The organism is Flavobacterium sp. MMLR14_040 (assembly GCF_033657265.1).
GTDB lineage: Bacteria > Bacteroidota > Bacteroidia > Flavobacteriales > Flavobacteriaceae > Flavobacterium.
The window spans coordinates 41,881-53,379 of sequence record NZ_JAWVWO010000023.1 but is presented as its reverse complement, the minus strand read 5'-3'; the positions used below and the strand labels follow the sequence as shown (position 1 = coordinate 53,379).

Below are 11,499 nucleotides of genomic sequence, written 5' to 3'. Positions count from 1 at the left end.
GGCTTTTGCTAAATATAAACAAAAAAAAAATGGACTTACGATTTATTCAAATACCTAAGGTTGAAAATGACACCATTCTAGAAGACTTGTCAAAAGATATTTTAAAATGTGATACTAATTTAAATAATGTTAGTGTTCATGGAAGACCTGGACAAAAACAAGACGGTATAGATGTTTTCTGTAGGAGACTCGATAATAACAACTGGATCGGTATTCAATGTAAAGTTCGCTCAACAAATAGCGCTTTCACCTTAACAGAATTACTTGCAGAAGTTAATCAAGCATTAAAATTCAATCCATCAATATCAGAATACTATTTATATACTACTTTGAGCAGAGATACAGTAACACAGGGATTTGTAAGAGATATAAATACGAACCATATTCCCAATAATGCATTTAGCTTTGAGGTAAAATTTTGGGAAGACATAGCAGACATGTTAAAAGAAAAAAAATGCGAAAATGTTTATTATAGATATTTTTTTAAATATTTTAGAGACAATCAAACCCTAGGACATGCAATTGGCAAATTGATAAATTTAAATCTCCAATTTGACGGAATACCCGATACCAAATATGAGCTAATGATTGGAAAAATTCCAAAAAATGAAGATGATGGAAAAAATGTGGATTATTTCAGAGACACTTATTTTATAGCAAACTTGCTTGACCATACAATCGAACATTTTAGAAAATCTCAAACTTCTCAAGGTGTAGATTGTTTTCCATCTGATATCGAGCAGGCATTTTCAAATAAAATTGACTGTTATAGAATTTCAAGATGGCTTGAGTCTATTGAGATTATTGATGATTTCATCTATAATGACACACACAATTATTCATTTTCAATTACATCAGAAGAGCAGCAAGAATATTTCAGGGATGATGACTAATAAGATAGACTATGTCAAACTGAAAACATCTCTCATTACTCATTAAAAAAAATTAAAAAGACAAATAATTTATGTATGAACAAATTTATAGTGCTGCACAAATAAAAGGAGACTTGACTTTTCTAAAATACGCAATCAAGAAAAATCAGGTTCAGTTAATTGCTAACACAGGACTTCAAAAACTAATTAATGACTGTGAACTTTATTTGAGTTTGCAAGTTGTAACAGAAGAACAAATCAAACCAATTACAGTTTTGTATACCCTTGTGAATTCTTTAAAAAAATTATGGCTTTCAGATATTGATTTTACAATTCAGTTAAGAGCAATGAACACTGGACAATATGAATACGGAAATGCTGACCCGAATTTGCAACATTTCTTTAAAGACTTTGAATTTGAAATCTTTTCTGCCAGTCAATTAATTAAGAACCAAATTCAAATTGATTTGCCTCAAGACACAATAGGTGAAGACCTACAATATGGCGAAATCGATATTCAATGCAAACACCCAAACACATTAAATCAAGTACAAAATAATATCAGAGATTTTGCGACAAGACTAAATCAAAGCAACAGATATGGTATATTTGGTTTAGCAGTTGATGATTGTTTGAATTTCGCTGAACGTCTTGTTTTTAAAGACCACAATGACTTTGAAACATATTTACAAAATAAACTGAAAGAAAGCGAACCTATTTTAGAAGATATATTTAGAGATAATCTGGCTCGCGCCACAAGAATTTTGGGCCTATACACAACCTCAACCTACTATGTACTAGTTGATGGCGAGGGATTAAAACTTGTTAGAACGACTAACTCGGTTTTTTGCTTTCGACCAGACAGAAGAGAAATTACTGACACCGTTTACAAGCAGGCTTACAAGGTAATTTCAACATTTAATCCGCACCCGACGTGGCTGACAATAGAAAATCAAATATTGCAATCAATAAGCTGATTAATCTAACAGTATATACAAACTAACATAACACTACCTGTAGTAATGCCACAAAAAAAAAAGATGAGTGAACATTCAATAGAAAATCTTGTTGAAAATATATTTAGCAGTAAAACAAGAGAATATTTTCAAGAAGTAATTCAAACATATTACACCAATTGTTTTCGCTCTTCAGTAGTAATGCTCTGTTGTCATAAGTGACCTTATATTCAAACTAGAAGAATTACGTGATGTATATAATGACGCTGTTGCAAAAAAAATTCTTTTAGAAATTGAAGGTTTTCAAAAAGCAAATCCAAAATCTCCAGATTGGGAAAATAAATTAATAGAAATGATTGCTGAAAGAACAAAATTACTTGAAATTTCTGATGTAGAAAACATCAATCAATTACACAAACACCGTCATTTATCTGCCCATCCTGTACTAAATCAAACTTCAATTCTTTTAAGCCCAGTAAAGAGAATGTAAAATCTCATATTGTAAATATGTTACAAGGCGTATTAACTAAACCGCCTATACTATCAACTAAAATTTTCACGGAACTCTTAAACGATTTATCAAATAACCGTGATCGTTTCACTGAAGAAAAGAACTTAAAAAGATTTTTAAATGCTAAGTATTTTAAAAATCTTCGACAGGAAACTTTAAACGACATTTTTAAGAAAATTTGGAAACTTGCGTTTAAACTTGAAAATGACGATTGCGATTTAAATCGTGAAATAAACTATCAAACCCTTAAAATAATTTATGGATTGAACTCAACCGAAATACTAAAATTCATAAAGAATGAAGTGTCCAATTTTGACGGTGTTTTACGCGGAATATGTACAAAATACTTTTTCAACTTTCTTTTTGACAATCCAAAAGTTTATAAAACTTTGAGCGAGTTAAATAAAGCACATATAGATTATGAAATTAAAAATTCTTTAGAATATAAATTCTTAAGCTGGTTTATATTCAATTCCATTTCTGATTTCAATACATATATAATTCAGCTAATAAAGGGAAGGAAATGGATTTACATTATCAAGAGAAACTAAAGATAAATTAAAAGTTCTTTATAAGGATTTTGATATGCAATTACAATATCTTGATCTGGCCATTGCTATTTTTTCAAAAAGTAACTTTTATGACACTGCCGATTCTAATTTCCATCAGATTATAGAGCCCTATCTAGCAGATTTTACATAAGATCAATTGAAGGACATAGTGAGTTCAGTACATGAAAATAGTCAAATTAATGGAAGAGGAATGGCAAGATATACTAATAGGTTAATACTGGCTGAAATTGAAAATAAAATTCCAGATTTTGATTATTCAAAAATGTACAACTTTAAAACTTAACATTGAAATAGAGAGAAAAATAGTTTCGCATATTTGTTTCAAACTACTGGGCAAAACTTGGGTAAATTAATGTAGTAAAAGCTAATATTGGATAATATATTTTAAAATATGAATAATTTCAAAATAAAAGAATTCCCTTCCGAAGTCATCAAAGAGTTAAATTATTATGTTTATAGGTTAATCGACCCCAGAAATGGAGAAACATTTTATATTGGCAAAGGTCAAGGAAATAGAATTTTTGAACATTTAAAATGTTCCGTTTCAGAAGACGAAGGTGTGGAGGATTTTGATTTAAAGTATCAAAGAATTAGAGATATTACAAAGTGCGGATTAGATGTAATTCACATCATTAGACATGGTTTGGAAAGTTCAACAGCATTTCACGTTGAAGCATCGTTAATAGATGCATTTCCTGGAACAACAAATAAAGTTGGCGGACATTACAGTGGTGAAATTGGTCCGATGAATGCATATGAAATATTAACCAGATATAAGGCAGAGATTGCAGAATTAGAGCATAAAGTTCTCCTTATAAGTATAAACAGGACTGTAAATGATAGAGATATTTACGATGCTGTAAGATTTGCGTGGAAACTAGATCTCGAAAGAGCACAAAAAGCTGAATATGTCCTAGCTTTGGAAAAGGGAATTATAGTTGGAGTTTTTAAACCTTTAAAATGGCATTTAGCTAGAAAACAGTATTTCCCTGAATTTGAAATCCATTCCAATAAAAGATATGGTTTTATTGGTGAAGTAGCAGAAAATAATGTACAAGAGTTATATATGCGAAAAAGAATTCCAGAAGAATACAGAAAAAAAGGAGCATCTAATCCTGTAAAATATAACTTTTCAAAGTAACATCCAGCTGAGTAATTTAATTTCAAATGATGTCATTCTCTCAGCATAATTTAATGTATGACTGCAAAATTATCTTGGCATTTATTTCTAAACAATAACTTACCCTGAAGTATGTGTTTCAAGGTGTTCAACTGTCGAACACCTTAGTTAAATTTTAACGGATATTTTCAACTAAAAAGACATCAATTTTGACAGAAAAAAATAAAAAAAGTAGAAAGATAAAGCATCATAAATAAAGTATTCATTTCGCTAAAAGGTCTTTATTCACAATGGCTTGAAGGCTTTTTAAAGAGCTTATCAATAAACATCAAAATAGGAATTAAGTGTTCGATTTTAATGTCTTCTACTCCACAAAAAAGCCTGTAAACTCAATGTTTACAGGCTTTTTGTCTTTTAAACAAGTCTTAAAAGTTTACCCGTGTATATGTTTATGTCCTAAATATATCACGAAACTGATATAACAATCTTTTCGGCTATTCTCAAATTTCGGTACTGATTTATTGAACAAATTTTGATTGAATATTTTCCGTCTGCAATAGTTCCTAAACTACAATAGTTTGCAAATGGTTTTAGTATTGATAAAAGTGAGTCCTTTATTAAAATTTTCTAAACTTAGAATATGATTGTAATAGATTAAGGCTGAAGTTAATCAGCCTTAATCATCAAATATTGCATTTTAGCAGATTAGCATCTACCAACGCAATCTGAAACTGATCCAGATTGACAGTTGTAAGATCCATTACAATAACAAGAAAATGACCCCCCGGAAATTATTCTCATTTCGTCTCTGTTCAATGCATTTTTAACGTTTTTTAGGCTTATTGTTTTCATCTAAGGTTTTTTTGATGATTATAAAATAGTTGAAAAACTATCTAAAATCTCAGAAACTAATCCAAAGTGCACGTTGGTAGTCGTTAATTTTGAATAACTCTTACCAAACATATAAAGAAGAAATGGAATGTTGATATATCGCAAACAACCTTTAACAAAGAAGGTTATTTATAAGTAAAATATGTTAAAATCGTGAAGTACACTTAAATAAATCCCTGTTTTATGGCTTCTTTCACTAATCCCGAATCATCAGTTACGTCAAAGACTTTTTTCATACGGAGAATACGTTTTTGAATGGCGCTTGTTGTCAAACAAATAACACCATCAAGTTCTTTTATTTTAAAACCTTTGGATAAATAAAATATAATCTGACGGTTGTAATCTTCTACCATTAATTCTTTTTTCCAAATTTCATTGATGCATTTTTTTGCAGTCAGGCTTTGATATTGTTTGCCTTGCATTACGTCTGATACTGCTTCCTGCAATTTTTCCGGAGTGATATCATTTTTTATAATTAAACCTTCCGGGCGGACTTTTTTTGCAATATCATAAACGATAATTATCTCGGTATGTGCCGTGATCATAATGATTTTGCAGTTTGGCATAACTTCTTTAATGTACAAAACTAAATTACTGCCCGAAAAGATCGATTTTTCTTCATAAGCAGGCAATCCTTTATCAACTATGGCGATATCAAAAGATTGTTTTGCAGCGATACTTTTGGTAATAGCAAAATAAGCTTCTTTACAATTATGGGCTTTTGTGAAATGCGGTTTATCTGACGCAAAAGAATCCCCTGAAAGTGCATTAATATAGCCTTCTACAGTCATTGGATGATCATCTACTACAAGTATATTCATTAATTAAAATTTAACTTTAACAAAATAGGCAGTTTTTCTGCAACAGTAAAAATTTAAACTTTTCTAGATTGCGCTTCTTATTATTAGTTTAATTTTATGCGGTTTTCCTTTCTTATTATTGATGACAATGCCTCCAATGCTAAAAAAACCTTAGAACTTTTTGAGAATTTTCCTAATTATTTTTGTGCCGGTGTAGCCAAAGATAATCAAATGGCAATAAACCAAATCATAAAACTAAAACCACAATTGGTAATTGTACAAATTCCTGCAAAACCAGAAGAGCGAGCTGTACTTTTTAAAACCATTACAGAGTTATTTCAATATGTAGAATCTCTACCCTATTTTGTTGCTTTGGCGGCATCATCCAATTATGCGTTTGAAGCAATACAATCCGGATTTTCTGACTATATCGTAGAGTCATTACAGTTGCATGACTTAGGAAAATTGTTGTTTAAATTTGAAAAGAAAAACCCTGTAAACCTCGCAACAAGTATTTGTATTAAATCTTATAGTGATTATCATTTTGTGGCGCTGCAAAATGTAACTTATTTAAAAGCAGACAACAACACAACTGATATTCAAATGGATAACGGAAAAACGGTCAATGCCTACAAAACTTTAAAACATTTTGAAAGCACATTGCCCTTTTACTTTCTACGAATCCATAAAAGCTATATTGTAAACATTAATCATGTTTCAAGAATACATTTCAGCAAATCAAAATGCTACCTAAATTACAACGAAATACTCCCTTTTTCACTTACTTACAAAGATAATGTTGATTCTATAATCAGAAAAATAAATATTTAGAAGACACTGCTTCGTCTCTCTAAAACGAATAAAATTATTCTTCTTATTTCAAATCATCCTTTTCACCACTTTGATTATAGCTTAAACTATCGTAATCATCAGGGTCACTATAAGCATGGGCAAAACTAAAAATGAAAACTCTTTTTTCCTGTTTATTTGTCATTATAATAAACCACAAATTATTGAAGATGGGGAAAGAATTGCTTTTAAGTAATGTCATTTTCAATAATTAGAATTGTCACTTCCCGGCTTTTCAAAAAGGTAATTCCGCAAGGAAGAGTGCCCCAGGATAATATTTACTAATTATTTAATTCATTACTTTTATGAAAAAGCTATTATTTGCTATTGGCTCTATTGCGGCTATGATTGTCATTTCTTCTTGCTCTACTGACAATTTGGAAGAGGGAAAAACAGAAAATTTAATAAAAAACGACCAAATTTCGCCATCGGTAATTATTGACACTATACACAGTACAACTCCTGAAAATTTACTTGAGATATCTGATAAAGATAAAAATCAAGGGTAATGTTTTTTTTAAATAACCAGATAATATTTCTTAATTATCTGGTTATTAATCTCTATTTTTGGATAAACTTTTTCCGAAAACATTGAAGATAAAATCTAAAATATTCTTGTTGGTTTTTTTTTTAATTATAGCATGCCACAAAAAAAATCATTCGAGCAAATTTAAAAAAGCAGTAATTGAAGCTTTAAAAGACTCTGATTCAGAAACATTTAAAAATGAAAATAAAGAAAAAATAGTAGATACTATTTATAATTATTTATCAAAATATGAAAATGATTCTGTTACCAGAAATCTGTATTTTAAAGTTGCCAGCAAGTATTACAATATTGGCCAGTATGAAAAATTTCTAACTGCTGTTAAAAAAGTTTACAATCTTGGACTAAAACAAGATGATACTACTCATATTGCAAAAGCACTCTATTTTTTAGGCGATTATTATGAACAGAAATCACAATTAGACAGTGCTTTTAGTTATTATTCGCAGTCTGAAAGACTCTACAAAATAAAAAAAGACACCTTAAATTCAGGAAGAACGCAATTGTATAAAGCCGGAATTCTATTTGATGCCGGAATTTTTTCTGAAAGCGAAATTGAAGCTATTAGCGCTTTACGACTTCTTTCGAAAACTACAAACACACGATTAATCTATGAATCTTATGTTTTGTTGGCTATTTCATTAAATGAAGTTAATGATTGTTCCAATTCGTTAAGATATTTCAATCTCGCTTTAAAGCAATTAAATCAGCTTGAAAAAGAAAATTATCCGAAGGAAAAAATTATTAAGTCAAGAATTTCCTGCTGCAATAATATGGGACGGATTTATGAAAAACTAAACAACCATAAAAAAGCAATACAATTATATAATACTGCTTTACAAATCAAGGATTTAAAACAAAATTATCCAAAATCGTATGCAATGCTGCTGGATAATCTTGGGTATTCTCAAATGAAAACAGGAAATTATACGAATGTATATAAAATGTTGAGCGAATCGTTAAGAGTAAGCGATAGTCTTGATATAAAACCCATTATAATATCTAATAAAATTAATATTGGGCATTATTTTCTATTTAAAAAAGATACCGTAAAAGCGTTAAATTACATCAGGGAAGGATTTGAATTATCCCAAAAAATAAAATCTAACGAATTAACTATTCAGTCTTTAAAATTGTTGATGGAGAATGACTTCAAAAACAAAACCTTTTATACAAATCAGTATTTAAAAATTGACGACAGCCTGCAAAAAGTTGAAAGAATAACAAAAAATCAATTTGCAAGAATTGCTTTTGAAACAGATCAGGTTGAAGAAAAAAATGAAATTTTATCTAAAAGAAACCGCAATATTATTATTGGTTTTGGGATTGTAATTCTTTTTTCATTTGTGTTCTTTATAATATATCGTTTGAAATCAAAAAATAAAGAACTGTTTTATATTAAAGAACAACAGGAAGCAAATGAAAAAATATACCAGTTAATGCTACAGCAGCAATCTGAAACAGAATTGGCCCGCAATGAAGAACGAAATCGCATTGCAATGGAATTACATGATGGCATTGTAAATAGTGTTTTTACAACCCGATTCAATCTTATTCAACTAGATTCAATTCAAACAGATAAAAAAGAGCTATTGATTAAGGAACTTGAAAAAACAGAGAATGAAATAAGAAGAGTTTCGCATAATTTAACACAAAACCTGCTTTTTGAAGATAAGAGTTTTCCTGAAATAGTGACAAACCTTGTTGAATCTCAAAAAAATCAGTTTAACACAAAGTTTGATGTATCTGTAGATAAATATATAGATTGGTTTTCTGTATCAAGTATCAATAAAATACATATTTACCGGATTATTCAGGAGGCTTTGCAAAATATCAATAAATATTCGAATGCCGAAAGATGTTATATAATGTTATTGAAAACCGGAGATAAAATTACAATTAGGATTTGGGATAACGGAAATGGATTTAATATCGAAAAAGTAAAATATGGTATTGGATTAAAAAATATTGAGGACAGAACCCATGCATTACAAGGAAAATTAAAAATAACATCCGACCTAGGAAATGGAACTACAATAGAAGTTGTTTTTTAATATAAAAACAAAAAGAGGAGACATAAATCTCCTCTTTTCATTGATGTTTAGCAACATTTATTTTGCTAAATCAAACCTGTCTAAGTTCATTACTTTACTCCATGTTGCAACAAAGTCATTTACAAATTTTGCTTGTGCATCAGCACTTGCGTATACTTCTGCTATTGCTCTTAATTCTGAATTAGATCCAAAAACAAGATCTGCACGAGTTCCAATCCATTTTGGCTGACCTGTATTACGATCGTTTCCTGCATAAAGTTCTTTATCATTTGATACTGCTTTCCACTGGGTATTCATATCCAGCAAGTTTATAAAGAAATCATTAGTTAACTGACCCGGACGATGCGTGAAAACGCCGTTTTTGCTTCCATCTGTATTAATGTCCAACACGCGCAACCCGCCTAAAAGCACGGTCAATTCTGGTGGTGTAAGTGTTAACAAATTTGCTTTATCAATAAGAAGTTCTTCTGTAGAAACTGTTGATCTTGTTTTTCTGTAATTTCTAAAACCGTCTGCTTTAGGTTCTAAATATCCAAATGACTCAACATCTGTTTGTTCCTGAGATGCGTCCATACGACCTGGCGTAAAAGGTACTTTAACTGTATTTCCTGTTGCTTTTTCAACACCGGCGCAACCTGCCAAAACGATTAAATCGGCTAGTGAAACTTTTTTGTTTACTTGCGCTACATCAAATTCTGTTTTAATAACTTCAAGTTTGTCTAAAACCTGTTTAAGTTGTGCAGGATTATTTACCTGCCAGTCTTTTTGCGGAGCCAGTCTTATACGCGCACCATTTGCACCTCCACGTTTATCTGAACCTCTAAATGTAGAAGCCGAAGCCCATGCCGTTGCTACTAATTGAGAGATACTTAATCCTGTACTTACTATTTTTTCTTTTAATTGCGCTACATCATTTTCATCTATCAAGGCATGATTTACTTCCGGAATAGGATCTTGCCATAACAATTCTTCCTGCGGAACTTCTGGTCCTAAATAACGCTCGCGAGGTCCCATATCTCTATGTGTTAGCTTAAACCATGCGCGTGCAAAAGCATCTGCAAACTCATCCGGATTTTCAAGAAAACGACGTGATATTTTTTCATAAGCAGGATCTAATCTTAATGATAAATCTGTAGTAAGCATTGTTGGCAAATGTCTTTTACTACTGTCAAAAGCATCCGGAATAATCGCTTCGGCATTTTTTGCTACCCATTGATGCGCTCCTGCAGGACTTTTGGAAAGTTCCCACTCAAAACCAAATAAATTTTCGAAGAAATTATTACTCCATTGCGTTGGCGTTTTTGTCCACGTAACTTCTAATCCACTTGTAATTGCATCAGCACCTTTTCCGGAACCAAAACTATTTTGCCAGCCAAATCCCTGTAATTCAAGACCTGCTGCTTCTGGTTCTTTACCTACGTGATCAGAAGAAGCTGCACCGTGGGTTTTTCCAAATGTATGTCCTCCTGCAATTAATGCTACGGTTTCTACATCATCCATCGCCATACGTCCAAAAGTGTCTCTGATATCTTTGGCTGCAGCGATCGGGTCAGGATTTCCATCAGGACCTTCAGGATTTACATATATAAGTCCCATTTGTACAGCAGCAAGAGGATTTTCTAAATTTCTGGAGTGAACATGACCATCTGCATCATCATCAGAAGATACAACGCCATGTTCCTTTGGTACACCTTCAGAACCATCACTATAACGTTCATCTCCACCAAGCCATGTCGTTTCTGAACCCCAATAAACTGCTTCATCCGGTTCCCATACATCAGCACGTCCTCCGGCAAAACCGAAAGTTTTAAAACCCATAGATTCTAAAGCTACATTTCCGGTTAGTATCATTAAATCAGCCCATGAAATCTTTTGTCCGTATTTTTGTTTAATAGGCCATAAAAGTCTTCTTGCTTTATCAAGGCTTACGTTATCCGGCCAACTATTTAGAGGAGCAAAACGTTGTTGCCCCGCACCTGCACCACCGCGGCCATCCTGTACACGATATGTTCCCGCGCTATGCCATGCCATTCGAATGAATAAACCTCCGTAATGAGCAAAGTCTGCCGGCCACCAATCTTGTGAATCTGTCATAAGTGCGTGCAAATCTTTTTTTACAGCTTCAAGATCAAGACTTTTAAATGCTTCTGCATAATTGAAATCTTTATTCATAGGATCCGAAAGTGGCGAATGCTGTCGCAGGATACTTACCTTTAACTGATTGGGCCACCAGTCACGGTTTTTTGTGCCTGTTGCAGCTGCATTATCCATACTGCCATTATGAAAAGGGCACTTACTGATGTCATTTGATTGATTTTCCATGATTTACA

12 protein-coding genes are annotated in these 11,499 nt (G+C 31.7%); 8 read left to right on the top strand and 4 right to left on the bottom strand.

All coding sequences use genetic code 11. From position 1 onward, the window contains the following. Positions 1-29: 29 nt before the first annotated feature. The 5 genes from SD960_RS20915 to SD960_RS20895 all read left to right on the top strand — a co-directional run bounded on the left by SD960_RS20915 (position 30) and on the right by SD960_RS20895 (position 4,052). A complete protein-coding gene (locus tag SD960_RS20915; protein WP_318805808.1) occupies positions 30-893 on the top strand; it encodes a hypothetical protein in 864 nt (287 codons plus the stop codon). Between the two features lie 71 nt (positions 894-964). Continuing rightward, positions 965-1,849 (top strand): hypothetical protein, encoded by an 885-nt coding sequence (locus SD960_RS20910; RefSeq protein WP_318805807.1) that lies wholly within the window; start codon positions 965-967, stop codon positions 1,847-1,849. A 331-nt stretch (positions 1,850-2,180) separates the two neighbouring features. After that, complete coding sequence (locus SD960_RS20905) at positions 2,181-2,318, top strand: hypothetical protein (RefSeq protein WP_318805806.1); 138 nt, start codon at positions 2,181-2,183, stop codon at positions 2,316-2,318. A 17-nt stretch (positions 2,319-2,335) separates the two neighbouring features. Beyond that, entirely contained in the window at positions 2,336-2,890 is a 555-nt protein-coding gene (locus tag SD960_RS20900) for a hypothetical protein (RefSeq protein ID WP_318805805.1), read from the top strand. A gap of 412 nt (positions 2,891-3,302) precedes the next feature. Continuing rightward, complete coding sequence (locus tag SD960_RS20895) at positions 3,303-4,052, top strand: LEM-3-like GIY-YIG domain-containing protein (RefSeq protein ID WP_318805804.1); 750 nt, start codon at positions 3,303-3,305, stop codon at positions 4,050-4,052. A gap of 684 nt (positions 4,053-4,736) precedes the next feature. Here the strand turns inward: SD960_RS20895 and SD960_RS23720 are convergent. After that, the gene (locus SD960_RS23720) at positions 4,737-4,883 is read right to left on the bottom strand and encodes a TIGR04149 family rSAM-modified RiPP (RefSeq protein ID WP_413230386.1); all 147 of its coding nucleotides are present in this window, start codon (positions 4,881-4,883) and stop codon (positions 4,737-4,739) included. 203 nt (positions 4,884-5,086) lie between these two features. Next, positions 5,087-5,743, bottom strand: coding sequence for a response regulator (locus SD960_RS20890; RefSeq protein WP_318805803.1), 657 nt, complete (start codon positions 5,741-5,743; stop codon positions 5,087-5,089). Positions 5,744-5,839: 96 nt separating this feature from the next. On the opposite strand from SD960_RS20890, the gene SD960_RS20885 reads away from it, so the two are divergent. Beyond that, positions 5,840-6,553 (top strand): LytTR family DNA-binding domain-containing protein, encoded by a 714-nt coding sequence (locus SD960_RS20885; RefSeq protein ID WP_318805802.1) that lies wholly within the window; start codon positions 5,840-5,842, stop codon positions 6,551-6,553. Between the two features lie 43 nt (positions 6,554-6,596). On the opposite strand, the gene SD960_RS20880 is transcribed toward SD960_RS20885, so the two are convergent. Continuing rightward, on the bottom strand, positions 6,597-6,773 hold the full coding sequence (locus SD960_RS20880; protein ID WP_318805801.1) for a hypothetical protein: 177 nt from the start codon (positions 6,771-6,773) through the stop codon (positions 6,597-6,599). A gap of 103 nt (positions 6,774-6,876) precedes the next feature. Between SD960_RS20880 and SD960_RS20875 the strand changes: the two genes are divergently transcribed. After that, the gene (locus tag SD960_RS20875) at positions 6,877-7,080 is read left to right on the top strand and encodes a hypothetical protein (RefSeq protein ID WP_318805800.1); all 204 of its coding nucleotides are present in this window, start codon (positions 6,877-6,879) and stop codon (positions 7,078-7,080) included. Between the two features lie 109 nt (positions 7,081-7,189). Further along, on the top strand, positions 7,190-9,169 hold the full coding sequence (locus tag SD960_RS20870) for an ATP-binding protein (RefSeq protein ID WP_318805799.1): 1,980 nt from the start codon (positions 7,190-7,192) through the stop codon (positions 9,167-9,169). A 57-nt stretch (positions 9,170-9,226) separates the two neighbouring features. Here the strand turns inward: SD960_RS20870 and katG are convergent, their stop codons facing one another. Continuing rightward, positions 9,227-11,491 carry a catalase/peroxidase HPI gene (gene katG, locus SD960_RS20865; protein WP_318805798.1) on the bottom strand — a complete coding sequence of 755 codons (2,265 nt, stop codon included), beginning with the start codon at positions 11,489-11,491 and terminating at the stop codon, positions 9,227-9,229. Positions 11,492-11,499: the final 8 nt, after the last annotated feature.

Excerpts from the sequence above, each read along its gene's own strand:
- SD960_RS20915 (WP_318805808.1), top strand. The coding sequence starts at position 30 with ATGGACTTACGATTTATTCAAATACCTAAGGTTGAAAATGACACCATT.
- SD960_RS20910 (WP_318805807.1), top strand. The coding sequence starts at position 965 with ATGTATGAACAAATTTATAGTGCTGCACAAATAAAAGGAGACTTGACT.
- SD960_RS20905 (WP_318805806.1), top strand. The coding sequence starts at position 2,181 with ATGATTGCTGAAAGAACAAAATTACTTGAAATTTCTGATGTAGAAAAC.
- SD960_RS20900 (WP_318805805.1), top strand. The coding sequence starts at position 2,336 with ATGTTACAAGGCGTATTAACTAAACCGCCTATACTATCAACTAAAATT.
- SD960_RS20895 (WP_318805804.1), top strand. The coding sequence starts at position 3,303 with ATGAATAATTTCAAAATAAAAGAATTCCCTTCCGAAGTCATCAAAGAG.
- SD960_RS23720 (WP_413230386.1), bottom strand. The coding sequence starts at position 4,883 with ATGAAAACAATAAGCCTAAAAAACGTTAAAAATGCATTGAACAGAGAC.
- SD960_RS20890 (WP_318805803.1), bottom strand. The coding sequence starts at position 5,743 with ATGAATATACTTGTAGTAGATGATCATCCAATGACTGTAGAAGGCTAT.
- SD960_RS20885 (WP_318805802.1), top strand. The coding sequence starts at position 5,840 with ATGCGGTTTTCCTTTCTTATTATTGATGACAATGCCTCCAATGCTAAA.
- SD960_RS20880 (WP_318805801.1), bottom strand. The coding sequence starts at position 6,773 with ATGACATTACTTAAAAGCAATTCTTTCCCCATCTTCAATAATTTGTGG.
- SD960_RS20875 (WP_318805800.1), top strand. The coding sequence starts at position 6,877 with ATGAAAAAGCTATTATTTGCTATTGGCTCTATTGCGGCTATGATTGTC.
- katG (WP_318805798.1), bottom strand. The coding sequence starts at position 11,491 with ATGGAAAATCAATCAAATGACATCAGTAAGTGCCCTTTTCATAATGGC.